At 61.3% G+C, this 21291-nt stretch carries 28 protein-coding genes (1 of these 28 running past the window's edge); 15 read left to right on the forward strand and 13 right to left on the reverse strand.

Annotated features, from left to right (window positions below; all coding sequences use genetic code 11):
* Both B5525_RS16130 and B5525_RS16135 read right to left on the reverse strand, forming a co-directional pair.
* Positions 1 to 193, reverse strand: partial view of an NAD(P)H-dependent oxidoreductase gene (locus B5525_RS16130; protein ID WP_079566884.1) — the 5' portion only. The gene continues 1118 nt to the left of window position 1, outside the view; only the first 193 of its 1311 coding nucleotides appear in the window; it begins with the start codon at positions 191 to 193; its stop codon lies off the left edge, out of view.
* Positions 194 to 312: 119 nt separating this feature from the next.
* Positions 313 to 1113 (reverse strand): phytanoyl-CoA dioxygenase family protein, encoded by an 801-nt coding sequence (locus B5525_RS16135; RefSeq protein ID WP_079566885.1) that lies wholly within the window; start codon positions 1111 to 1113, stop codon positions 313 to 315.
* A gap of 145 nt (positions 1114 to 1258) precedes the next feature.
* Here B5525_RS16135 and B5525_RS16140 point away from each other — a divergent pair, with 145 nt between their 5' ends.
* Positions 1259 to 1684 (forward strand): cupin domain-containing protein, encoded by a 426-nt coding sequence (locus tag B5525_RS16140; protein ID WP_079566886.1) that lies wholly within the window; start codon positions 1259 to 1261, stop codon positions 1682 to 1684.
* 38 nt (positions 1685 to 1722) lie between these two features.
* Here B5525_RS16140 and B5525_RS16145 read toward each other — a convergent pair whose 3' ends face one another.
* Entirely contained in the window at positions 1723 to 2532 is an 810-nt protein-coding gene (locus B5525_RS16145) for an alpha/beta fold hydrolase (protein ID WP_079566887.1), read from the reverse strand.
* Between the two features lie 142 nt (positions 2533 to 2674).
* Here B5525_RS16145 and B5525_RS16150 point away from each other — a divergent pair, with 142 nt between their 5' ends.
* The 4 genes from B5525_RS16150 to B5525_RS16165 are packed head-to-tail and all read left to right on the forward strand — an operon-like array spanning position 2675 to position 4349.
* A complete protein-coding gene (locus B5525_RS16150) occupies positions 2675 to 2869 on the forward strand; it encodes a tautomerase family protein (protein WP_079566888.1) in 195 nt (64 codons plus the stop codon).
* Between the two features lie 38 nt (positions 2870 to 2907).
* A complete protein-coding gene (locus tag B5525_RS16155) occupies positions 2908 to 3267 on the forward strand; it encodes a tautomerase family protein (RefSeq protein ID WP_079566889.1) in 360 nt (119 codons plus the stop codon).
* 57 nt (positions 3268 to 3324) lie between these two features.
* Entirely contained in the window at positions 3325 to 3660 is a 336-nt protein-coding gene (locus B5525_RS16160; RefSeq protein ID WP_197687927.1) for a PadR family transcriptional regulator, read from the forward strand.
* Entirely contained in the window at positions 3657 to 4349 is a 693-nt protein-coding gene (locus B5525_RS16165; protein WP_079566891.1) for a hypothetical protein, read from the forward strand. The genes B5525_RS16160 and B5525_RS16165 overlap by 4 nt, the downstream gene beginning before the upstream one ends.
* A 27-nt stretch (positions 4350 to 4376) precedes the next feature.
* Here the strand turns inward: B5525_RS16165 and B5525_RS16170 are convergent, their stop codons facing one another.
* Positions 4377 to 5189 carry an alpha/beta fold hydrolase gene (locus tag B5525_RS16170; protein ID WP_079566892.1) on the reverse strand — a complete coding sequence of 271 codons (813 nt, stop codon included), beginning with the start codon at positions 5187 to 5189 and terminating at the stop codon, positions 4377 to 4379.
* A gap of 283 nt (positions 5190 to 5472) precedes the next feature.
* Between B5525_RS16170 and B5525_RS16175 the strand changes: the two genes are divergently transcribed.
* Complete coding sequence (locus B5525_RS16175; RefSeq protein WP_079566893.1) at positions 5473 to 6015, forward strand: methylated-DNA--[protein]-cysteine S-methyltransferase; 543 nt, start codon at positions 5473 to 5475, stop codon at positions 6013 to 6015.
* A 172-nt stretch (positions 6016 to 6187) separates the two neighbouring features.
* Here B5525_RS16175 and B5525_RS16180 read toward each other — a convergent pair whose 3' ends face one another.
* The 4 genes from B5525_RS16180 to B5525_RS16195 form a co-directional block, all read right to left on the reverse strand.
* Positions 6188 to 7057 carry an MBL fold metallo-hydrolase gene (locus B5525_RS16180; protein WP_079566894.1) on the reverse strand — a complete coding sequence of 290 codons (870 nt, stop codon included), beginning with the start codon at positions 7055 to 7057 and terminating at the stop codon, positions 6188 to 6190.
* Positions 7058 to 7073: 16 nt separating this feature from the next.
* On the reverse strand, positions 7074 to 7688 hold the full coding sequence (locus B5525_RS16185; protein WP_079566895.1) for a glutathione S-transferase family protein: 615 nt from the start codon (positions 7686 to 7688) through the stop codon (positions 7074 to 7076).
* Positions 7689 to 7854: 166 nt separating this feature from the next.
* Positions 7855 to 8697 carry a fumarylacetoacetate hydrolase family protein gene (locus tag B5525_RS16190; protein WP_079566896.1) on the reverse strand — a complete coding sequence of 281 codons (843 nt, stop codon included), beginning with the start codon at positions 8695 to 8697 and terminating at the stop codon, positions 7855 to 7857.
* A 138-nt stretch (positions 8698 to 8835) separates the two neighbouring features.
* Entirely contained in the window at positions 8836 to 9678 is an 843-nt protein-coding gene (locus B5525_RS16195) for an MBL fold metallo-hydrolase (RefSeq protein ID WP_079566897.1), read from the reverse strand.
* A gap of 131 nt (positions 9679 to 9809) precedes the next feature.
* Here B5525_RS16195 and B5525_RS16200 point away from each other — a divergent pair, with 131 nt between their 5' ends.
* Entirely contained in the window at positions 9810 to 10220 is a 411-nt protein-coding gene (locus B5525_RS16200) for a DUF3775 domain-containing protein (RefSeq protein ID WP_079566898.1), read from the forward strand.
* Positions 10221 to 10484: 264 nt separating this feature from the next.
* Here B5525_RS16200 and B5525_RS16205 read toward each other — a convergent pair whose 3' ends face one another.
* The 3 genes from B5525_RS16205 to B5525_RS16215 all read right to left on the reverse strand — a co-directional run bounded on the left by B5525_RS16205 (position 10485) and on the right by B5525_RS16215 (position 12499).
* Entirely contained in the window at positions 10485 to 10934 is a 450-nt protein-coding gene (locus B5525_RS16205; RefSeq protein WP_079566899.1) for a CBS domain-containing protein, read from the reverse strand.
* 116 nt (positions 10935 to 11050) lie between these two features.
* Positions 11051 to 11554 (reverse strand): aminoacyl-tRNA deacylase, encoded by a 504-nt coding sequence (locus tag B5525_RS16210; protein WP_079566900.1) that lies wholly within the window; start codon positions 11552 to 11554, stop codon positions 11051 to 11053.
* A gap of 33 nt (positions 11555 to 11587) precedes the next feature.
* Complete coding sequence (locus tag B5525_RS16215) at positions 11588 to 12499, reverse strand: DUF2189 domain-containing protein (protein ID WP_079566901.1); 912 nt, start codon at positions 12497 to 12499, stop codon at positions 11588 to 11590.
* A 570-nt stretch (positions 12500 to 13069) separates the two neighbouring features.
* Between B5525_RS16215 and coxB the strand changes: the two genes are divergently transcribed.
* The 8 genes from coxB to B5525_RS16255 all read left to right on the forward strand — a co-directional run bounded on the left by coxB (position 13070) and on the right by B5525_RS16255 (position 19319).
* The gene (gene coxB, locus B5525_RS16220) at positions 13070 to 13903 is read left to right on the forward strand and encodes a cytochrome c oxidase subunit II (RefSeq protein WP_079566902.1); all 834 of its coding nucleotides are present in this window, start codon (positions 13070 to 13072) and stop codon (positions 13901 to 13903) included.
* A 75-nt stretch (positions 13904 to 13978) separates the two neighbouring features.
* On the forward strand, positions 13979 to 15754 hold the full coding sequence (gene ctaD / locus B5525_RS16225; protein ID WP_079566903.1) for a cytochrome c oxidase subunit I: 1776 nt from the start codon (positions 13979 to 13981) through the stop codon (positions 15752 to 15754).
* A complete protein-coding gene (locus tag B5525_RS16230) occupies positions 15751 to 16455 on the forward strand; it encodes a cytochrome c oxidase subunit 3 (protein WP_079566904.1) in 705 nt (234 codons plus the stop codon). Before ctaD ends, B5525_RS16230 begins: the two co-directional genes overlap by 4 nt.
* 15 nt (positions 16456 to 16470) lie before the next feature.
* The gene (locus B5525_RS16235) at positions 16471 to 17193 is read left to right on the forward strand and encodes a heme-copper oxidase subunit III family protein (RefSeq protein ID WP_079566905.1); all 723 of its coding nucleotides are present in this window, start codon (positions 16471 to 16473) and stop codon (positions 17191 to 17193) included.
* Between the two features lie 9 nt (positions 17194 to 17202).
* A complete protein-coding gene (locus tag B5525_RS16240) occupies positions 17203 to 17604 on the forward strand; it encodes a cytochrome C oxidase subunit IV family protein (RefSeq protein ID WP_079566906.1) in 402 nt (133 codons plus the stop codon).
* Between the two features lie 48 nt (positions 17605 to 17652).
* Positions 17653 to 17946, forward strand: a complete 294-nt coding sequence (locus tag B5525_RS16245) for a GYD domain-containing protein (RefSeq protein ID WP_079566907.1) — start codon at positions 17653 to 17655, stop codon at positions 17944 to 17946.
* 151 nt (positions 17947 to 18097) lie between these two features.
* Entirely contained in the window at positions 18098 to 18352 is a 255-nt protein-coding gene (locus B5525_RS45830; protein ID WP_197687928.1) for a hypothetical protein, read from the forward strand.
* A gap of 55 nt (positions 18353 to 18407) precedes the next feature.
* Complete coding sequence (locus B5525_RS16255) at positions 18408 to 19319, forward strand: heme o synthase (RefSeq protein ID WP_079573438.1); 912 nt, start codon at positions 18408 to 18410, stop codon at positions 19317 to 19319.
* Between the two features lie 70 nt (positions 19320 to 19389).
* Here B5525_RS16255 and B5525_RS16260 read toward each other — a convergent pair whose 3' ends face one another.
* Together B5525_RS16260 and B5525_RS16265 are read right to left on the reverse strand one after the other, a co-directional pair.
* Positions 19390 to 20379, reverse strand: coding sequence for an NADPH:quinone reductase (locus B5525_RS16260; protein ID WP_079566908.1), 990 nt, complete (start codon positions 20377 to 20379; stop codon positions 19390 to 19392).
* Positions 20376 to 21161 carry an SDR family oxidoreductase gene (locus B5525_RS16265; RefSeq protein WP_079566909.1) on the reverse strand — a complete coding sequence of 262 codons (786 nt, stop codon included), beginning with the start codon at positions 21159 to 21161 and terminating at the stop codon, positions 20376 to 20378. Before B5525_RS16265 ends, B5525_RS16260 begins: the two co-directional genes overlap by 4 nt.
* Positions 21162 to 21291 lie beyond the last annotated feature (130 nt).

Here is a 21291-nt window from a genome sequence, read left to right on the forward strand (position 1 = left end):
CATTCCAGCCGACGGTACGGCAGGCCTCGCGCGCCCGCTCCGGGTCGAGATCGACGATCACGGGCACTTCCAGCCCCGGCGTATGCGGCACTTGCGACAGGAACATCGAGCCGAATTTTCCGGCGCCGATCAGTGCGACACGGACGGGCTTGCCGGCGGCGGCACGGGCGTTGAGCAGGTGATGCAGGTTCATGGAGGGGATCCGATTTCAGTCATTCCAGGACACGCGTCTTCGCGTGGACCCTGGAGACAATGCGCGCGAGATTCCGGGTTCGCGTCTTCGGCGCACCCCGGTATGACGGTGCAAAATTTCTATTCCGCGGCCTGCCGCTGTGCCCGCGCCAGCCGCAGCAGCGCGTCATCGTCCACGGTCTGGATCGGCGTGAAGTCGCGATGGGCGATATATTCCGGCCTCGTCGGCGTGCGGATGTAGTTGGAAACCGCGTTGAGCGTCAGATAGACGATCTTGCGCGGGTAGGGCGTTATGTTGCCCGCCGAGCCGTGCACCAGATTGCCGTGGAACATCAGCATGCCGCCGGCCTTGCCGGTGGGGGCAACGATGCCGCCTTCCTTCACCAGGCGCGTCACGGTTTCCTCGTCCAGCGTCCACAGCGGGTAGGAGGTGGTCTGAAGGTCGTGCGAAGCCTTGAGGTCGCCAGCGTGCTGGCTTCTCGGCACCAGCATCAGGGGGCCGTTGATCGGCATCACCTCGTCGAGAAAGATCGCGATGTTCATCGCGCGCGGCTCTGGCATGCCGTCGTCGCGCCTCCAGGTGCCGTAATCCTGGTGCCACTGCCAGACGTCGCCGGTGAAGGCGGATTTGGCGTTGATCTTGTACTGGTGCATGTAGACCTTCTCGCCGAAGATCTGCTCCACCGGATCGATCATGCGCGGATGCGCGCCGAGCAGGCCGAACGCCTCGTTGTAGAGATGGGCCGCAAAGGCGGTACGCGGCGCGCCGCTCTTCTCGCGCCACACTTCGGGGCGCTGGGTGTCGTAGATGCCCTCCGCCTCGCGCGCCAACAGGTCCACTTCTTCGCGGGCAAACAGTTCCGGCAGGAACAGCCAGCCCTCGCGGTTGAAATCGTCGATCTGCTGCTGGGTCAGCTTCATGGCTAGTTCCTCCTTGCGTTTCAGGGACGGAGCCCGTTTATTTTCTTTGCGGAAAGATTAGCACCGGGGCCGCGGTTTACCAGCCCGGGCAGGGCTTAGCGCCATGACCCACGCGCCGTTCGGGCGCCAAAAAGGGAGAGCTCGAATGGCAGCGAACGACCGGCCGGTGGTGACCCGGAAGGGCTTCGAGCACGGCAACACCGCTCAATCCGGCGGTCTGAAACTGATGACCGGCGTCGGCCCGCAGCATACGCCGGCGACCCGCATCTGGTTCGGCAAGGCCTCCAACCCGCCCGGGTTCCGATCGCTGCCGCATCATCATGGCGAGGCCGAAACCGGCGCCTATCTGCTTTCCGGCCGCGCCCGCATCTATTTCGGCGCGAACTATCAGGATTACGTCGAGATGTCGGAGGGCGATTTCATGTTCGTGCCGCCCTACATCCCGCATCTCGAGGCCAATATGAGCACGACCGAAGAATTGTGGTGGCTGGCCTGCCGCACGCCTGAAAATATCGTGGTCAACCTGCCCGACATCGACGACTCGCTGCTGGCGGGCTACCGGCGCGGGTAAGAATTCTTTCGCCGGAACGACGTGCTCGTTTGGTGGCCTTAGCTGTCCAAAAATTCCAGCACGGCTTTGCAGAATTCCTGTGGTGCTTGTTCGAACATCCAGTGGCCGCCGCCCGGAATCATCGCGGTCTTCGCGCCGGGGACATGCGGCGCCAGCGCGCGGTGCAAGGCGGCCAACGCGCCCGTGGTGTCGGCGCCGCCGATGAACAGGGTGGGCGTGCGGATCGCTTCCGCTTCGGCCCTTCGAAACGGCTGACGATTTTCGCCGACCTGTCCAATCAACGTGAAGGCATTGTCCCGCAGTTGCTGCTTTGCTGCAGCGGGTAGCCGTGCCCAGCCGCCGTCGCCCTCGATTCCATCGAAGAAGCCCTTCAGCCCACCGTCGATGTCGCCGTTCTTCACCTTCTCGGCTGAGACGGCGATTCCCGCCGCGCGTTGCGAAGGACCGGGCGCCACGGTCGGGTCGAGCGATGAATCCAGTTCGCCGCCGGGTTCGGCCAGGATCAGCTTGCGCAGCAATTCCGGACGTTGCCCCGCGACGCGAAATGCGAGGTGTCCGCCACGCGAATGTCCCAACAAATCCACTTGTCCCAAACCGAGCTTCCCGATGAAGCCGATAACGTCGCTGACATGCTGCGCCATCAGATAATCGCCGCCGACGCCGTCCCAGTGTTCCGGGAAAAAGCGCCGCAGGCTGAGCGAGATCACGCGGTGCTTGCTCGACAGCGGTCCGAGCACCACCGACCAGGTGCGGAAATCGCCGAGCGTGCCATGGATGCAGACCAGCGGCGGCCCCTTGCCGACCTCGACATAGGCCATGTCGTATCCATTGACGCTTAAGGTCTGCATGGGGGCTTGCGGAGATCGGTGAAGGGTAGCGGATATCATTGCATGGAACGCGCCGCGTGCCCAGTTCGCAGTGCCCGTACTTGACACCTAGCGTAACTAGGCATATTGTAGCGAGGTATCGTTGACGGAGCAGGAGGCTCACATGCCGGTCGCCAAAGTCTATGTGCCAGAGGGCATTCTCACGCCGGATCAACGGCGCGAAATCATCAGGGGGATTCACGATGTCATCGTCGGGGTAGAAAAAAGGCCGGCGAATTCGCCGACCTATGTGCTGATCACCGAGATTCCGGCAGGCGATTGGGGCGCGAGCGGCAATACCTATGTGCCTCCGACCTGACCGCCGACAACCATCCCGCATCACCGGAAAACTGGACCATGAACATGAAAAACAGGCCGAACAATCACGCAGATTCGCAGGAGGGTGCACGACTGAATCGCAGGGCCGTGCTCATGACGGCGGTGGTCGCCGCAGGTTCGGTGGCTGGCGTTTCGCCGGCTCTGACGGACAGCGCTCCAGCGGCAAACTATGGTGCGCCGCTGGTGGAGCTCCAGGTTCCGACTGGCGTACTCACGCTGGAGCAGAAGGGGGCCATGATCAAGGGCATTACGGACGTTGTTCTCAACGCAATGAAGCAACCGCCGGACCCGGTGCGTAAATCGTTTGTGCAGATCATCGAAACCGCCGAAGGCGGATTCGGCGTCAATGGTCAGGTATTCGTGCCACGCGGCAAGTAGCGAGCCCGACTTGACCGGCCGGCCAAAAGCCTAGTAATACAAGGTATGGAAGGCGAAATGCTCAAGGGGCACCTCGACATGATCGTGCTTGCCGCGTTGTCGGCGGCGGGCTCGGCCCATGGCTACGCGGTGATCGAGGAGATCAGACGGCGCAGCGGTGGCGCGTTCGATCTGCCGGAGGGCACGATCTACCCTGCGCTGCATCGCCTTGAGCAGGCGGGCCTGCTCAAGAGCAACTGGATGACCGCGGACTCCGGGCGGCGCCGGCGGGTCTACACCCTGACCAAGACCGGCAGCCGTGCACTGGCCGAGCGGCGTGTGGTCTGGAAACAATTTTCCGATGCCATTGGCGGTCTGCTTGGTGGAAACCGGCCACGCGAGAACCCGGCATGATCCAGGATTATCTCGACGGGCTTTCGCGCGAACTCGATTTTGATCGATCGCTGGCACGATGCGTGCGGCAGGAAGTCGAAGATCATCTCTGGGAAGCCGTCGCGGCGGATCCGGCGGGAAATCTGCTTGAGGCGCAGCGGCGCGCCGTCGCGAATTTCGGCGATGCGCGGGTCATCGCGGCCCAGTTCGCCGTGCTTTCCCTCGCAAGGCAGAGCAGAAGAGCCGGCGTCGCCGCAGTTCTCGTCGTCGCCGGCATTTTCATTGCCATGAAGGCCCGTGTCGCCTGGTATGCGGCGACGCAGTGGGCCATCAGCGACGACCTGAGGGCGGTCGGCGGGCTGGTGGGCATGGTCGACCGATATGCCTTCTTGCTGGCGGCCATCGTCGGGCTCGCCGGCTGGCTCTACATTCGCAGCCGCGAAATTCCTGCTGCGCTCCATCCGGCGTATCGCCGGCAGCTTCACCGCTTTTTTGTGCTGTGCTGTACAGCCGCGGCCGCGCTGGCGGTTTCGGTCGTCAGCGATGCGGTGCTTACTGCGCTTAATCTGCGTGGAACCGAATTGTCCGCGGCGTCTGTGGTCCCGATCATCTCGATGACGATCGAGATCGCATGCGTCGGGATGCTGGTGTTCCACATCTACGGTATCGCGCAGCGGGCGGCGTCCGCAGCGGCGCTGATGAAGACCTGACCAAGCCTGGGGTCGGCTGGCCGAAGATTATTCTGCCAGGAATTCCAGCACGATTTCGCAATATTTCTGCGGCGCCTGCTCGAACATCGGATGGGTGGCGCCCGGGATCATCGCGATCTGCGATCCCTTCACATGCTTGGCCAGCGTGTGCAGCACCTGCGGCAGCATGCCCTTGGTGTTGGCGCCGCCTATGAACAGCGTCGGGTTCTCGATCGCCTCGGCGTCCGTCCTGGAGAAGGGCGGGCGGTTATCCCTGACCTGACCGATCAGGGTGTGGGCATTGTCGCGCAGCAATTGTTTTGGCGTCGCCGGCAGCCGGGCCCAGGCACCCGGGCCTTCCAGCGCCTCCATGAAGAACTTCAGCCCGCCGTCGATGTCGCCTGCCGCGATCTTTTCGGCCGAGGCGGCGAAGCGGGCCGCGAGCGGGGAGGGCGCGCCGGGCTGTGCGCTGGGATCGAGTGTGGGGTCGAGTTCGCCGCCGGGTTCCGCCAGGATCAGCTTGCGCAACAGATCAGGCCGCCGCTGCGCGACGCGAAACGAAACATGCCCGCCGCGGGAATGACCCATCAGGTCCACCGGCCCGGCATTCAGCTTCTCGATGAAGTCGATCATGTCGGCGGTGTGCTGCGCGATCGAATAGCTGCCGTCGTGGCCGTCCCAATGTTCGGGAAAGAAGTGCCGCAAGGAAACCGCGAGCACCCGGTGCTTCCGCGTCAGCGGGCCGAGCACCGGCGACCAGATCCGGAAATCGCACAACGAGCCGTGCACGCACACCAGCGGCGGGCCGTGGCCGATATCGAGATAGGCCATGTCGTATCCGTTGACGTGAAGCGTTTGCATGGGGGCTCGGAAAGGTTGGGGATCAGGGCAGGTCGGAGCTACATACGCTGGACGTCATACGCGGGCTTGACCCGCGTATCCATCTCACTTCGCGGGAACTGGCTTTTTCAGAGAGGAGGGATCACCGGGTCAAGCCCGGTGATGACGAATTGTGGGTTTCATTCCCCTGCTTTTCCCTGGATAGCCCAAATTTCCCTCGGAAACCGGGTGGATCGCAACTATTTCCAAGCCTAGATTCAGGGCCAGCATCAAGCTCAGACATGGGGCAGATTTGGAGCCAGCCATGACAGATCAACATTTTGCAATCTTCGACACCGCGATCGGGCGCTGCGGCATCGCTTGGGGCCCGCGCGGCATCAATGCGGTGCAACTGCCGATGGGGACCGAGGACAAGACCCGCGCCCGCATCCGCCAGCGCTATGGCGACATCGCGGAAGCGCTGCCGTCGGCGGAAGTGCAGCACGCGATCGACGGGATCGTCGAGCTGCTTTCCGGCAAGCCGAACGATCTGTCGGACGTCGTGCTCGATCTCGACGGGGTGCCGGAGTTCCATCGTGGCGTCTACGATATCGCGCGCAGCATTCCGCCCGGCAAGACCATGACCTATGGCGACATCGCCAAGCGGCTCGGCGGCGTCGAACTGTCGCGCGATGTCGGCCAGGCGCTCGGGCGAAATCCCTGTCCGGTCGTGGTGCCCTGCCACCGCGTGCTTGCCGCCGGCGGCAAGCCCGGCGGCTTCTCCGCCAATGGCGGCGTCACGACGAAATTGAAGATGCTCGCGATCGAGGGCGCGGTGGTCAATCACACGCCGAACCTGTTCGATTGAGATACTTCTCCCTCTCCCCGTTCTTTGCGGGGAGAGGGTTGGGGTGAGGGGCTGCCTCAACGAGTCGACTCGCGGTGAGTCCCCCTCACCCGCCCGACTTCGCTGCGCTTCGCCGGGCGACCTCTCCCCGCAAGCGGGGCGAGGTGAAGCAATGCGCCACCAGGCCGGCTAGCTAAATCGCCTCGCAGGAAAACCCGTTGCCCAAGCGCCGGATTTTTCCCGTCGAGGGTGAGGGGAAATGCGCGGTGCAGCAAAGCGTGTCGGTGTCGCAATAGCGCTCCAGGAAATCCCGCCGGGTTGCCGCGGCCTGGCCCTGATCGACGTCGAATTTCGCCGACAGTTCCGGATAGCGCGTCTGCAGCGGCGAGTGCATGAGGTCGCCGCTCGCGACCGCGACATCCTTGCCCCGGCCGAACGTGAAGGCGACATGTCCGGGCGTATGGCCGGGTGTCGGCAGGATGCGGGCGTGGTCGCCGATCGCAAAATCGTCGCGCACGATCTCGGCCCGCCTGGCCTCGACCACCGGCAGCACGCTGTCGGCGAAGGGCGGCACTTCCGCTTTCGCGTTCTGCTCGGTCCAGTAATCGAATTCGCTTTTCGCGAAAACGTAGCGCGCGTTCGGAAAGGTCGGCACCCAGCGGCCGTCGACCAGCCGCGTGTTCCAGCCGACGTGGTCAACATGCAGATGCGTGCACATCACATAGTCGATGTCGCCGACCGAAAAACCCGCCGCCGCTAGCGCGCGCATATAAGTATCGTCGGTCTTCATGTTCCATTTCGGGCGCACCGGGCGCGGCTTGTCGTTGCCGATGCAGCTGTCGACCAGAATGGTGTGGTGCGGCGTCTTCACGATGTAGGACTGGAAACACAGGATCAGCACATCGCTGTCGTCGATCGCCCTGGCCTGGCGCATCCACGCCCGGTTTTCTGCCAAAAGCTCCGCCGTCAGGCCGGGCAGCATGTCGAGCGCCGGCAGGAAGGTGGTTTCCTGCTCGATGAGGCGATGGATGGTGAGATCGCCGAGCGTGAACTTGAGACTCATGGCTGTCTCCTGACGTTTAAGCCGGCGGCGGCAGCGAGATTTTCACCGACGGCCGCTCCAGCATCTTCTGATGGAAGGCGTCAAGCTTCGGATAGGCCTTGCGCCAGCCGCAATCGGCAAAGCGGAAATCGGCATAGCCGAGCACGCAGGCGAGCGCGATCTGCGAGATGTCGAGCGGGCGCGCCAGCATCTCCGCCTGATTCTCGAAGCGCGCCATGCCGCTCCAGGCGCGCGCCCAATGATCGTCCGTCCAGGCCTGCCAGCGCAACGGCTCCGGCCGCACCATCTGCTCGTAGCGGCACAGCAGCATCGAATCGAGCATGCCCTGCAGCATGGAATGCTCGCTCTTGACCTTCCATCGCGCCGGCCCCGAGGCGGGGATCAGCTTTCCGCCGCCGGCGAGTTCGTCGAGATACTCGACGATGACGTAGGAATCCAGGATCACCTCGCCATTGTCGAGGATCAGCACCGGCAGCTTCTTCAGCGGCGTGATGCGTGAATATTCCTCGTTGGGCTGGCCCGGCACCACGGCCGCCGGGACGAATTCGATCCTGTCGATCAGGCCAAGTTCGATCGCGGCGATGCGCACCTTGCGGGCGAAGGGCGAGGCCGGGGAGAATGACAATTTCATGGAATATCCTTTTAAAGTAAGGCTTGAAGGATAATGAGTCCGTCTTTGCGAGCCAACGGGTCGCGCGTATGCGCGCCCGATGATAAACTCTGCGAAGCAATCCATAACGGCAGCAAATTGGATTGCTTCGTCGCTTACGCTCCTCGCAATGACGGTGTTGGCAACCTCACGCCGCGACGATTTCCTGCCGCTGTTCGCCGAGACCCTCGATGCCGAGCGTGACGACATCGCCGACACCGAGGAATTTCGGCGGCTTCATGCCGGAGCCGACGCCGGGTGGGGTGCCGGTGGTGATGATGTCGCCGGGCTGCAGTGTCATGAATTCGGAGACGTAGGATACGATCTTCGCACACCCGAAGATCATGGTTGCGGTCGAGCCGGTCTGGCAGCGCTTGCCGTTGACGTCGAGCCACATCGACAGCTTCTGCACGTTGCCGATCTCGTCCTTGGTCACGAGCCAGGGGCCGAGCGGGCCGAAGGTGTCGTGCGACTTGCCCTTGGTCCACTGGCCCAGGCGCTCGATCTGAAAATTGCGCTCGGACACGTCGTTGCAGACGGCGTAGCCGGCGACGTAGTTGAGCGCGTCAGCCTCGGAGACGTATTTGGCGCGGGTGCCAATGATGATGGCGATTTCGCATTCCCAATCGAGCTTGGTCGAGCCGCGCGGCTTTTCCACCGCGTCGTTGGGGCCGCACAGGCTGCTATTGGCCTTCGTGAAGATGATCGGTTCGGCCGGGATCTGCATCCCGACTTCGGCGGCATGGTCGGAATAATTGAGGCCGATAGCGATGAATTTGGGCAATCCGCCCACTGGGGAGCCGATCCGGGGCTTGCCGCTGACGGCGGGGAGCGAGGCCGGGTCGAGGGCGGCGATCTTGGCCAGCGAGGCCGGCGAAAAGGCCTCGCCCGCGAAGTCCTTCACCTGCCCCGACAGATCGCGCAATTGGCCGGATTTGTCGATCAGACCGGGCTTTTCCTGACCGATTGCCCCGTAACGAACAAGCTTCATTTGGTATCACTCCCTAGGATGGTGGTTGCTTGGATGCTTCTTGGAACAGGGCGGGAGGAAATTCAACTGCCGCCGGCGCTGCCGGGCCATGCTTGGGGCATGATTCCGGGCCCAGAAGGCCGACTTTGGGATGATGCCCTAAACGATGAATTTGAAGGCATCGTCGTCTCGCCTGATGCGGCCGGCGTTGAAGTGCCCACCGATGACCAAGGTCTCGGTATCGGCAAAACGGCCGAACAATTGGCGCCGCGTCGCCGCCGACTGAACGGGATCGAAATCCGCGGTCGACGACCAGTCGAGATGCGCCATCTGGCAGGGGTGATGGGCGACGTCGCCGGTGAGTAGCGCCTCTTCGCCGTCGGACCGGATGTGGACGCTCATATGGCCGGGACTGTGGCCGGGTGTCGGGATCAGGGTGATCTCATCGGTAAGCCTGGCGTCGCTGGCGACGAGGTCCGCTCTGCCGGCATCGGCCACCGGCTTCACCGAGTCGTTGAAAACAGCAACCTTGTCAGGCTCCTCGCGATCGTCGCGCCAGTGCTCGTATTCGGCTCTGCCGAACACGTAGCGCGCATTGGCAAAAGTCGGCACCCATTTCCCGTTCACCAGGCTGGTGTTCCAGCCGACATGGTCGACATGCAGATGGGTGCACAGCACGGTGTCGATGCTGTCGGGCGCAAAGCCGGCTTCGCGCATGGTTTCGAGGAACGGACCTTGCCGGTTGTTCCAGGTCGGCACGTTGCGGCCCTGCTTGTCGTTGCCGAGCCCGGTATCGACCACAATCCGGCGGGCCGACGTCTCCACCACCAGCGAGTGGATCGACATTTTGAGCCGGCCCTCGTCGGTGGCGAAATGCGGAACGAGCCAGGGCGACTTGCGGATTTCCTCATTGCTGGCGAGCGGCAGGATGAAGCGCGTGCTGCCGACCGTCTCCAGCTCAACGATTTTCGTGATTTTGACCTTGCCCACTTTCCAGTACATTCGGCATTTTCCCTCGGCCTTCCTTGGCCCTCATTTCTTGGGGGCGCAAGATGCTGGTTTCCGCCGTGGGGCGCAATGGATCATCCGACCTGCCCGCGCGTTGACGATTTGCAGAACGAAGGAACGCACCGATGCCAGAATTAGCCATTTCGGCCGAAAAGGTCGGCTTTTTGATCGAGAAAATGCGCGAATTCGACGTCAAGGAGGGGGTGTCCGATCCGGACTCCGGGTCGAACAGCGCTGACGACAATATGATCGATGTGCTCGAGGATGATGGCGACGATCCCGTGGTGCGCGAGATCACCGGCTTCATCAACGCCATGAGCGACGACGAGCAGATCGACCTGGTCGCGCTGATGCGCCTTGGCCGCGGCGACGGCTCGATCGACGAATGGGACGATCTCCGCCGCGAGGCCGCCGAGGGCCACAACAAGCGGACCGCGAGCTATCTGCTCGGCGAACCCCTGGTCAGCGATTACCTCGCCGAGGGCCTGGACGCGTTCGGCGAGACCTGGACCGACGAGCGAACGACACCGGTGTAATGACGAAAATGACGGAATTGTTGGCTCGCTGTCGCGGCAATGGTAGTGCGCTCAGTTAAAACTGCACTGCGGCCCGGCATCGCTTGATCCTCCCGCGTGCGGAGGGTGGCGCGAGCGCCGGGTGGGGGGCTGCTTCAGCAAAGGGAAAGTTCGCGCACTGCCGTGCGCCACATCGTTCGCTGCGCTCACGATGTGCGAACGGCGCCGGCGGCGGTGATGTTCGGCGGTAGTGCTTCCGAGCGCTGCGGTCGTTCGGGAACGTATTCAGCCGTTCACAATGGCCCGTCCACCGTGAATGTATTGTTCGAGCTGAATAATCGTGAACTTCTGATCACCGATGATGCTTTTGACAAGATCGCCGATTGAAACAATGCCAATTGGCTTTTTTCCCTCAAGCACCGGCAGATGGCGCACGCGCTCCTCACTCATGACGGCCATACATTGGTCAACGGATTGTTCTGGCTGTGCAATGACGACGTGTCGTTCCATGATGTCGCGCACGGGCGTTGCGGGAGACGTCTTACCCTTGAGAACAACATTCCGCGCATAGTGCCTTTCGGTAATGATGCCAACGAGCTCCTCGCCTTCCATCACTAGCAACGATCCAATGTCTTTTTCAGCCATTTTCGCGACGGCATCGAAGACGGTAGCATCCGGGTGAATAGACCAAATGTTCCTGCCCTTCTGATCGAGCAACTGTCGCACCGTAGTCATTTGGATTCTCCCTAGGACACAAGCCCCGGCAAGGTTTTTTGATAGCAATCTGTCAAATTTCCATTGTCGCTGCTTCGTAATGAACGACGATTGTGACGCGGCCGCATGAGGGCACCTTACCCCCACACAATGGAACTGCTTATGCTGTGCGGCGGCTTCTCGCTAAAGCGGCCGCGTCGTACGTTTCCCATCAAGCGAGCAAACTGCGCATGACTTATATGGAGCAGCGTCTCGTGATCGCCCGCCTCCATATAGATCTCCGGCTGCGCCTCGATGCTGTCATCCACGATGAGAGGCAGCGTATAACAGTGACCAAGGGGCGGAACAGCCCCGTGCGCGCAATCCGGGAACAGCGGATCGATCTCGGATTCCGTGGCCAATTCAACATTGTCGCCAAGCTGGTCCCTCAAATCCGAAAGGCGAAGGTGATGCGACGCTGGCAGGACGGCGAGCATGTAGCCGTCATTGCGCCGCAGCACGATTGCCTTGGCCAAACGATCCCCCGAAATCCGACACGCCTCGGCGGTACGCACCGACGACATGGTAGGGTCATGCGGGATCACATCGTATTGGACATTTTCCGCAGTCAAGTATCGCTGCAGTGTGGGAGCTATGGACATGATGGACCTCCGCTGCGTCTTACACATCTCCCATCACTTGCTCTCACGGCTCCAGGGGAAGAGAGAAGCCGGGAAATCCGCCGCATAGCGGTGACCTTTCGGCGCGCGGGGTTGTTCTTGTGGAGGATTCGGGTCAGGCTCCACCACCTTCCGATAAAGATGCCAGGTGGCATGACCGAGCACCGGCAGAACGACAGCGAGACCGACGAAGAGCGGTAGTGAACCGATCACCAGCAGCGCCGCAACAATCAGCCCCCACGCGGCCATGACAAATGGATTTTTCATCACAGCCCGCAGCGACGTCCGGATTGCGTCTATCGCAGTCGCATGCCGGTCGAGCAGCAACGGAAACGACACAACACTAACGCAAAGGGCCACGACGGCGAACAGGAAGCCGACGCCGCAGCCGACGATGATGAGCAACCATCCTTCCGGTGTCGTCAATATGCGCGTTGCGAAATCGGGAATGCTTGCAGCCGGAGCATGGCCGAATGTTGCAACGTAGAGAGCGTCCGCGGCGGCGATCCAAGTCCCGAACAGAACGAGCAGGAGCGTGCCGAGTTCGAGCATGGCGCCGAAGGACGGCGCGCGCAACACGTGGAAAGCATCCCACGCAGCGGCTTCCTCGCCGCGCTCGCGGCGGCGGCTGAGTTCGTAGAGACCGAGCGCGGCAAAAGGACCAATCAAGGTAAAGCCGGCGGCCAGCGGAAAGAGCAGCGGCAGCACCGCATAGCCAAGGACCATTCTGAACAGAACAAGACCGAGAACGGGATAAATCACGCACAGGATAATGGCGTGACTTGGTACGGCCTTGAAATCCTCCCAGCCCAGGCGCAGGGCGTCGCTCAAATCGGATAGGCCGATTTTGCGAATGACAAATGGGCTGGCGATGCCCAACGCTTGTGGATTGGGATTTACGACGTTGTCGGAATACTGTGTAGCCATGGCCGCAGTCTCCCTTGCTCGTGGTCACCGTGGTGAAAACGGCGCCACTAAGTCACGCGTGTCCGCCTCTTGTGCGAAATTCGCGGTCGAGCCGAGTACAGCAAACCAACTTCAACGAAAGGACCTTCGCCGGACGAAGCCGGCCGCGACCTTCGCGGTGAGTGTAGCGCGATCCACGACAGAAGGAAACTAGCACCCAATGGTTGGGTGAATTGTGCGTCTGCACAAATCCTTTGCTGCATTGCGTCACCAAACGATGAGTGCTCGCCGGCGGCACTGGGGGGCGACACACGCCAGACGAGGGCGCGGCATAATCCGCTATCGATCTATTATTGATCTATTGACGCCGGGCTCGACGCGTACCATCTTCAAATTCTAAACGCCCCCAGCTCCGACGAGACTAGCGGTCGTAACGTGTACTCTGTGTGTCATGTTTTGACGTCGCGACCGGTTCAATGGGCGAGGCAAGAGGCACGACGATGGCGAACGTGAAGTCGGCCATCGTAACAGTCGTGAGCTCCGCCCTTTAATTCGTATCCGCAGCCTTTAATGGCAAGGGATGAATGAGGGATGGCTGTAGCAATCATATTGCTTTTGGTCGCGGTCGCCTCGGTGCTGTTTCATCTCTTCAGCCCGTGGTGGTGGACGCCCATCGCCTCAAATTGGAGCTACATCGACCACACGATCACCCTGACGTTCTGGATCACCGGGGCCGTTTTCTTCGCGGTCGTCGCGTTCATGGCCTATTGTGTCTTCCGCTTTCGACACCAGGAGGGAAGGCAGGCAGACTACAATCCCGAAAACAAGAAGCTCGAATGGTGGCTCAGCGTAGGTACTGCAATCGGCGTCGCGGCCATGTTGGCACCCGGGCTGGTTGTCTGGCACCAGTTCGTAACAGTTCCGGCCGATGCGACCGAGGTCGAGGTCGTGGGACAGCAGTGGCTCTGGAGCTATCGGCTTCCCGGAAAGGACGGCCGGCTTGGGACCTCCGATGCCCGCAATGTCAGTGCCGACAATCCTCTGGGGTTGAATCCCGACGATCCAAACGGAAAAGACGACATCGTTGTTCAAAACGACGACTTGCACCTGCCGCTTGGAAAACCGGTGAAGGTATTGCTCCGCTCAATTGACGTCTTGCATGATTTCTATGTGCCCGAGTTCCGGGCGAAGATGGATATGATACCGGGCTCGGTCACGTACTACTGGTTCACGCCCACCCGCACCGGGACATTCGAGGTTCTCTGCGCGGAACTCTGCGGTGTCGCGCATGCGCAGATGCGAAGCAAGGTCGTCGTTGAGGAAGAGAAAGAATATCACGCGTGGCTGGAGAAGCAGCACACGTTCGCCGAGCTTTCAGGGCAGCGCAATGTCGCGAAGGCGGCCTATAAGTCAGGAAGCGAATGAAAATACCAACGAGGAGATTCTACCTATCGTAGGGCGAACTCGTCGCTGAGAAGAGAGACCGAGGAGGGTATTCCGATGGTCGATGTCCCGTTTGACACAGTTGCAGGCGTCTCGCCGGCTGAAGTCGGTGAGGTCGAGCTCTATCATCCGAGAAGCTGGTGGACGAGGTACGTCTTTTCGCAGGACGCCAAGGTTATCGCCATCCAGTACTCGATCACGGCAATGTCCATTGGAATGGTTGCGCTGGTGCTGTCATGGCTGATGCGGCTGCAACTGGGATTCCCCGGCACGTTTTCGTTTATCGATGCCAACCAATACCTGCAGCTTATCACCATGCACGGCATGATCATGGTGATCTACCTGCTCACGGCGTTGTTTCTGGGAGGCTTCGGCAACTACCTCATCCCGCTGATGGTCGGCGCCCGGGACATGGTGTTCCCCTATGTGAACATGCTGAGCTACTGGGTCTATTTGCTCGCGGTCGTGGTGCTGGCCGCGACCTTTTTCGTGCCCGGCGGGCCCACCGGCGCCGGCTGGACGCTGTACCCGCCGCAGGCGATTCTCTCCGGCACCCCCGGGCAGGATTGGGGCATCATTCTGATGCTGGCCTCGCTGATCCTGTTCATCATTGGCTTCACCATGGGCGGGCTGAATTACGTGGTGACGGTGCTGCAGGCGCGCACACGCGGCATGACGTTGATGCGTTTGCCCTTGACGGTGTGGGGCATTTTCACGGCCACCGTCATGGCGCTGCTGGCCTTTCCGGCGCTGTTCGTCGCCTCGGTGATGCTGCTGCTCGACCGCCTCCTGGGAACCAGCTTCTTCATGCCCACGCTGGTTGAGATGGGCCAGCTGACGAAGTATGGCGGTGGCAGCCCGATCCTGTTCCAGCACCTGTTCTGGTTCTTCGGCCACCCCGAAGTCTACATCGTCGCCTTGCCGGCCTTCGGCATCATTTCCGATCTGATCAGCGTCCACGCGCGGAAGAACATCTTCGGCTATCGCATGATGGTCTGGGCTATTGTGGCAATCGGCGCTCTCAGCTTCGTCGTGTGGGCGCACCACATGTATGTGAGCGGCATGAACCCGTATTTCGGGTTCTTCTTCGCCACTACTACGCTCATCATCGCCGTCCCGACCGCCATCAAGGTTTATAACTGGGTGCTTACCCTGTGGCGCGGCGACATCCATCTCACGGTCCCGATGCTGTTTGCTCTCGCGTTCATCATCACGTTCGTGAACGGCGGCCTGACCGGCCTGTTTCTCGGGAACGTGGTTGTGGACGTTCCGTTGTCCGACACGATGTTCGTCGTCGCCCACTTCCATATGGTGATGGGTATTGCGCCGATCATGGCCGTGTTCGGCGGAATCTATCACTGGTATCCGAAAGTCACCGGACGAATGCTCAATGAGGCGCTTGGACGATTCCACTTCTGGGTCTCGTTCCTGGGGGCCTATGCGGTCTTCTTCCCCATGCACTATCTCGGTCTTTTGGGCATGCCCCGCCGCTATCACGACATTGGCGAAACGGCCTTCATACCGGCATCCGCCCATGACCTCAACGCGTTCATGAGCGTGGCGGCCTTGATTGTCGGCTTCGCCCAGCTTGTGTTCCTGTTCAATCTGATCTGGAGCCTGTTCAAAGGAAAAGAGGCCGGCGGCAATCCCTGGGGAGCCGCGTCGCTGGAATGGCAAACACCGCAGACCCCGCCGGGGCATGGCAACTGGGGCAAGGATCTCCCTATCGTCTATCGCTGGGCCTACGATTACAGCGTGCCCGGCGCCACTCGGGATTTCGTGCCGCAAAATGAACCTCCGGCCGGATTGTTGGCGCAGGCGGCCCGCCCATGAGTGCCATTATCCTGTTCATGGCTGGAATAGCGGTAATTGCGGGATGGTGGCTCTCGCAGCAAGGGCTGGCAGCCAAGCCCTGGCTGGAGGAAGGAGTAGCCGCCGATTTGCGCGAGCATAGCACTTCATTCCTGCCGCCGGCGAAGATCGGACTGGGAGTGTTTCTCGCTGTCGTCGGCTCGTTGTTCGCACTCTTCATCAGCGCTTACTCCATGCGCATGAACATGGTGGACTGGCGGGCGCTGCCCGTGCCCCGGTTGCTGTGGTTTAACACGGGAGTCCTGGTCTTGAGCAGTGTCGCGCTGCAATCGGCATACGTGGCCGCGCGCCGGGACGACATCGACGGCGTCATCGTCGGCCTGTGCGCAGGAGGAGCATTCGCCGTTACATTCCTGATCGGGCAGCTCCTGGCGTGGCGCGAGCTGAGCGCTGCGGGGTATTTCTTGGCCTCCAATCCAGCCAATTCATTTTTCTACCTGATCACTGCGGTACATGGGCTGCATCTGATGGGCGGCCTGGTGGCCCTGGGCAGAACGACTGCCAAGGTGTGGCATGGCGTCGCGGTGACCCAGGTGCGCCTGAGCGTGGAACTCTGCGCTATCTACTGGCATTTCCTGCTGTTGGTCTGGCTGGTCTTACTCGGTCTGCTGACAGGCTGGACGGACGATTTCGTCGACATCTGTCGCCAATTGCTCAGCTAGCGAGGCAGAGACCAAATGGCAGAGACTGCGCTGACAAACACCGGAGAATCGGCTGCGCGGATTGCTGGCTGGCGAGGCATCGCCGCCGACTGGTCCTCGGATCAGCGCGCCTTCAAGAATGTTTCCTGGGGGAAGGCCATGATGTGGATCTTCCTCCTGAGCGACACCTTCATCTTCAGCTGCTTCCTGCTGTCGTACATGACGGCGCGAATGTCCACTACCGTGCCGTGGCCCAACCCCAGCGAAGTCTTCGCCCTCACGATCGGAGACAAGAAAATCCCGCTCATCCTGATCGCCATCATGACCTTCATCTTGATCAGCAGCAGCGGGACGATGGCGATGGCCGTCAATTTCGGTTACCGCCGTGATCGTGCGAAAACGGCGGCCTTGATGTTGGCAACAGCGGCATTCGGCGCAACGTTCGTCGGAATGCAAGCCTTCGAATGGACCAAGCTGATCATGGAGGGCGTCCGGCCCTGGGGCAATCCCTGGGGTGCGGCGCAGTTTGGGTCGAGCTTTTTCATGATCACCGGCTTCCACGGCACCCACGTGACGATCGGCGTGATCTTCCTGGTCGCCATTGCGCGAAAGGTCTGGCGGGGAGACTTCGATGTCGAAAGGCGCGGTTTCTTCACGAGCCGGAAGGGGCATTACGAGATCGTTGAAATCACCGGCCTGTACTGGCACTTCGTCGATCTTGTGTGGGTGTTCATCTTTGCACTTTTTTATCTCTGGTGAGGTCGCCGCATGACAAACGTAGCGCTACCCTTGGAAGGACACCAACATTCGCTGCAGGCCCACGCGCAAGACGCAGTGGCATCAGGAACCACGCACACAAAGGGCCAGCAGCATCCGATCAAGCTTTACCTCGTGGTCTGGGGATGGTTGTTCGTTCTCAGCACCTGCTCCTATCTCGTCGACTACTTTGGCCTCCATGGCTATCTCAGATGGTCGTTGATCCTGCTGTTCATGGTGTTGAAGGCTGGCCTGATCGTCGCCGTCTTCATGCACATGGCCTGGGAGCGGCTGGCCCTGGCCTACGCCATCCTGCTGCCGCCGGTGCTGGTGTTGGTGTTTGTGGCGATCATGGTGTTCGAATCCGACTACACGCATCTCCTCCGGGTCATATTTTTCGCGCCAACGGCTTAGATACATTGCTTCGTACCAGTAGTGCCTCGTACCAGAAGGAGGGCAGTTATGACCACATACGTCATGCTCGCAAATTGGACCGACCAGGGCGCGCTGAAAGTCAAGGACTCGCCGCGTCGTCTGGACGCGGCCAAGAAAGCCCTCAAAGATATGAGTGGCGAGTTCAAGCACTTTTTCCTCACCATGGGCGACTATGACATCGTCGCGATCTACGAAGCGCCGGACGATGCGGTGGCGGCACGTTTCAACCTGCAGCTGGGCATGCTGGGAAACGTCCGGACGCGCACGCTGAAAGCATTTCCTGAAGCAGCTTATCGGGAAATCATTAGCTCGCTGGGCTAGTCGACCAACGGTGTGCTCAGGAAGAGCCACGGACTTTTCAGATCTGGTTTGCACGTGATCTTTCAGGGCGATTGAATCGTTACGCAGCCGATTGGCGAAATGGTCACTGCCGTTTGCGCCGGTGTATTCCTTCGGCAATGGAGACAGTCGAATGCGCAGTCCCGTTCTCCCGCTCGGAGCCGGAATTTTCTCAACCGTCCCTGGGAAGGCCAAGATACCCGGCATCAAGCTGGCCTTTCCAGGCTTGAAATATCCGAAGCAAATCGACGATATCGTAGCCTATTTCAAGCAGCTCGATTCTACGGGAAAGAAGGCGGGGATTGTTCCTGCCGGAAGAAAGCTCGCGAAGATGCAGCAGCGGTGCAGTCGGGGAAACCGGGCCTGCCGCCTTCTGGAGATTGCCTGACAAGAGAATTCTGCAACCGATGGCTTTTTTGAGTACCGGCCTGAAAGGCGTCACCATGCAAATCAATCGTTCAATTCTCCTTCGCGAAAGCTACGCCAACATCGGGGACTATGTTGCGCTGACGAAACCACGCGTTATGTCGCTGGTCATCTTTACCGCACTAGTCGGTCTCATCGTCGCACCAGGCGGTATCGATCCGTTCGCCGGTGTAATTGCTCTTCTTTGCATAGCTGCCGGAGCTGGAGCCGCAGGTGCGCTCAATATGTGGTACGACGCCGACATCGATGCGGTGATGGCGCGTACCGCCATGCGTCCAATTCCCAGCGGCCGCGTATCGCGCCGGGAAGCATTGGTTTTCGGACTTATGCTTGGCGTGTGTGCCATTCTGGCCCTCGGCACTTTGCTGAACATGGCCGCGGCTGCGCTGCTTGCTTTCACAATTTTCTTCTACGTCGTCGTCTACACGATGTGGCTCAAACGCCGAACGCCGCAAAATATCGTCATTGGCGGTGCGGCTGGTGCACTGCCTCCGGTGATCGGCTGGGTTGCGGCCGCCGGAAATGTCGGGCTCGAACCGCTTGTCCTCTTCCTGATCATCTTCCTTTGGACGCCACCCCACTTCTGGGCACTGTCGCTCAATCTTGCCGGAGAATATGCTCGCGCCGGTGTGCCGATGTTGCCGGTCGTAGCCGGCAGGGCCGAAACTAAGCGCCAAATTCTTCTCTACAGCGTTCTTCTGGTTCCGATCTCACTGATGCCCTGGGCACTGGGGTTCGCGGGAGCCCTCTATGGCGCGGCTGCGGCGATGCTTGGAGCGATCATGATTTTTCTCTCATGGCAACTACGTCGGAGCAATGACGGAGAAAGGCGGCCTGCTCGTCGCCTGTTCGTGTTTTCGATGCTCTATCTGGTCCTTCTTTTTGGTGTGCTGCTGCTGAATACCGCCCCCTACGCTCAGTCCCACTAAAGCGTGGTGACAGGGGAGAGGTGAAGCGGGGCGTGCCGCGTTCGGCTGCTATCGTTTCGAGAACCCGTTTCTACCGCGCGCAGTCGACGATGACGGTGCCGAGCTTGTCGCCTTTTTCAACCGCGAGATGCGCTTGCGCCGTCTCGGCGAGCGGAAACTGCGCGGCGATGTTGTGGATGCGCGGTCCGGCCGCGAGCCATTTGGTGATTTCGCCCTGGGCCTCGGCAAGCAGCGGTGGCGGCAGCGCGAACAGCACCAACGGCCGCAAAGCGATACATTTTTCCATCAGTACGCGCATCGGAATGGTCGGCGCGCGGTTGCCGTTGGTGGCGTAGACCGCGATCGCCGAATTGATCGCCATGACCTTCAGCGTGGTGGCGATGTTGCCGCCAAAATCGACATCGACGACGCGGTCGACGCCGCGCTGTTCGGTGAACGTCATGATTTTGTCGACGACATCCTCGGTCCTGTAATTGAGCACCAGATCGGCGCCGGCGAGACGTGCTTCCATATCCTTCATCGGCGAACTGACGGTGGCGATCACGCGTGCGCCGCCCGCCTTCGCCAGTTGCACGGCGTAGTGGCCGACCGCGCCGGCCCCGCCCGTGACGAGCACGGTTTGGCCCGCGATTGGTCCGTCGCCGAACAGGCAGCACCAGGCGGTCATGCAGGGAATCCCGAGCGTGGCGCCGGCCGCGAACGAGACGTCGTCGGGCAGCGGCGTCACCAGATAGTCGGCCAGCGCGATATATTCGGCCGCGGTGCCGAAGGCACGGCCGTTGCGCTGGCCGTTGAACAGCCAGACCCTTTGGCCGACCTCGAACCGCGTCACGCCGCTGCCGACCTGATCGATGACACCGGCGCCGTCGCTGTCGGGGATCACGCGCGGAAATTCCAGCGGGCGATAGCTGCCGGCGCGGCGGCCGACATCGGCGGGATTGACGCCGGAAGCCTCGAGCCGGACGCGAACTTCGCCCGGTCCGGCCTCCGGCGCCGGCATCTCGCCGAACGTCAGGACGTCGGGTGCCGCGCCCGTGCGCTCGTACCAGACCGCCTTCACATCGTGCCCGGAAATGCGCCGCCATCGAGCAGGATGTTCTGCCCGGTGATGAAACCCGCCTTGGCGCCGCACAGGAACGCGCAGGCGAGCCCAAATTCCTCCGGGTCGCCGAAGCGCCCGGCCGGATTGAGCCTGGCGCGTTCCGCAAGCAATTGATCGACGGTTATGCCGCGCTTTTCCGCGTCCACCTTCGCCACCGGACCGCGCAGGCGGTCGGTGTCGAACGGACCCGGCAGCAGGGCGTTGATGGTGACGTTGTTGATCACGGTCTTGCGCGCGACGCCGGCGACAAAGCCGGTGAGGCCGGAGCGCGCGCCGTTGGAGAGCCCCAGCACCTCGATTGGCGCCTTCACGGCGGCGGAGGTGATATTGACGATGCGGCCAAACTTGCGGGCCATCATGCCGTCCACCGTCGCCCTGATCAGTTCGATCGGGGTGAGCATGTTGGCGTCGAGCGCCTTGATCCAGTCGTCGCGGGTCCAGTTGCGGAAATCGCCGGGCGGCGGGCCGCCGGCATTGTTGACCAGGATATCCGGATCCGGGCAGGCCTTCAGCACGGCTTCACGCCCCGCAGGGGTGGTGATGTCGCCGGCGACCTCGGTCACGGTGACGCCGGGATTGGCTTTGCGGATGTCGGCGGCCGTTTTCGCCAGCGCCTCGGCGCCGCGCGCGGTCACCGTGACATGCACGCCTTCGTTGGCCAGCGCCATCGCGCAGGCGCGTCCCAGGCCCTTCGACGATGCGCAGACGATCGCGCGGCGGCCTTTGATCCCAAGATCCACTGTTTCACTCCCGTTATGTCAGGTGATTGTTGAAGTCTGATTGTTGAAGTCCGATCCCGTCATTCTAGCCAACCCGGGCCGCCCTGATAAGAGACCTCGCTATATCCTAAATGCATATCAGGGAGAGCGG

The sequence above is a fragment of the Bradyrhizobium erythrophlei genome (genome assembly GCF_900129505.1).
GTDB lineage: Bacteria > Pseudomonadota > Alphaproteobacteria > Rhizobiales > Xanthobacteraceae > Bradyrhizobium > Bradyrhizobium erythrophlei_D.

Bases quoted from the DNA above. Each gene is read 5' to 3' on its own strand.
- B5525_RS16175 (WP_079566893.1), top strand. From the start codon at position 5,473: ATGACAGATCAACATTTTGCAATCTTCGACACCGCGATCGGGCGCTGC.
- B5525_RS16165 (WP_079566891.1), top strand. From the start codon at position 3,657: ATGATCCAGGATTATCTCGACGGGCTTTCGCGCGAACTCGATTTTGAT.
- B5525_RS16215 (WP_079566901.1), bottom strand. From the start codon at position 12,499: ATGGCTACACAGTATTCCGACAACGTCGTAAATCCCAATCCACAAGCG.
- coxB (WP_079566902.1), top strand. From the start codon at position 13,070: ATGGCTGTAGCAATCATATTGCTTTTGGTCGCGGTCGCCTCGGTGCTG.
- B5525_RS16145 (WP_079566887.1), bottom strand. From the start codon at position 2,532: ATGCAGACCTTAAGCGTCAATGGATACGACATGGCCTATGTCGAGGTC.
- B5525_RS16255 (WP_079573438.1), top strand. From the start codon at position 18,408: ATGCAAATCAATCGTTCAATTCTCCTTCGCGAAAGCTACGCCAACATC.
- B5525_RS16140 (WP_079566886.1), top strand. From the start codon at position 1,259: ATGGCAGCGAACGACCGGCCGGTGGTGACCCGGAAGGGCTTCGAGCAC.
- B5525_RS16180 (WP_079566894.1), bottom strand. From the start codon at position 7,057: ATGAGTCTCAAGTTCACGCTCGGCGATCTCACCATCCATCGCCTCATC.
- B5525_RS16185 (WP_079566895.1), bottom strand. From the start codon at position 7,688: ATGAAATTGTCATTCTCCCCGGCCTCGCCCTTCGCCCGCAAGGTGCGC.
- B5525_RS16230 (WP_079566904.1), top strand. From the start codon at position 15,751: ATGAGTGCCATTATCCTGTTCATGGCTGGAATAGCGGTAATTGCGGGA.
- B5525_RS16210 (WP_079566900.1), bottom strand. From the start codon at position 11,554: ATGTCCATAGCTCCCACACTGCAGCGATACTTGACTGCGGAAAATGTC.
- B5525_RS16135 (WP_079566885.1), bottom strand. From the start codon at position 1,113: ATGAAGCTGACCCAGCAGCAGATCGACGATTTCAACCGCGAGGGCTGG.
- B5525_RS16195 (WP_079566897.1), bottom strand. From the start codon at position 9,678: ATGTACTGGAAAGTGGGCAAGGTCAAAATCACGAAAATCGTTGAGCTG.
- B5525_RS16150 (WP_079566888.1), top strand. From the start codon at position 2,675: ATGCCGGTCGCCAAAGTCTATGTGCCAGAGGGCATTCTCACGCCGGAT.
- B5525_RS16160 (WP_197687927.1), top strand. From the start codon at position 3,325: ATGCTCAAGGGGCACCTCGACATGATCGTGCTTGCCGCGTTGTCGGCG.
- ctaD (WP_079566903.1), top strand. From the start codon at position 13,979: ATGGTCGATGTCCCGTTTGACACAGTTGCAGGCGTCTCGCCGGCTGAA.
- B5525_RS16170 (WP_079566892.1), bottom strand. From the start codon at position 5,189: ATGCAAACGCTTCACGTCAACGGATACGACATGGCCTATCTCGATATC.
- B5525_RS16200 (WP_079566898.1), top strand. From the start codon at position 9,810: ATGCCAGAATTAGCCATTTCGGCCGAAAAGGTCGGCTTTTTGATCGAG.
- B5525_RS16235 (WP_079566905.1), top strand. From the start codon at position 16,471: ATGGCAGAGACTGCGCTGACAAACACCGGAGAATCGGCTGCGCGGATT.
- B5525_RS16205 (WP_079566899.1), bottom strand. From the start codon at position 10,934: ATGACTACGGTGCGACAGTTGCTCGATCAGAAGGGCAGGAACATTTGG.
- B5525_RS16155 (WP_079566889.1), top strand. From the start codon at position 2,908: ATGAACATGAAAAACAGGCCGAACAATCACGCAGATTCGCAGGAGGGT.
- B5525_RS45830 (WP_197687928.1), top strand. From the start codon at position 18,098: ATGCGCAGTCCCGTTCTCCCGCTCGGAGCCGGAATTTTCTCAACCGTC.
- B5525_RS16240 (WP_079566906.1), top strand. From the start codon at position 17,203: ATGACAAACGTAGCGCTACCCTTGGAAGGACACCAACATTCGCTGCAG.
- B5525_RS16245 (WP_079566907.1), top strand. From the start codon at position 17,653: ATGACCACATACGTCATGCTCGCAAATTGGACCGACCAGGGCGCGCTG.
- B5525_RS16190 (WP_079566896.1), bottom strand. From the start codon at position 8,697: ATGAAGCTTGTTCGTTACGGGGCAATCGGTCAGGAAAAGCCCGGTCTG.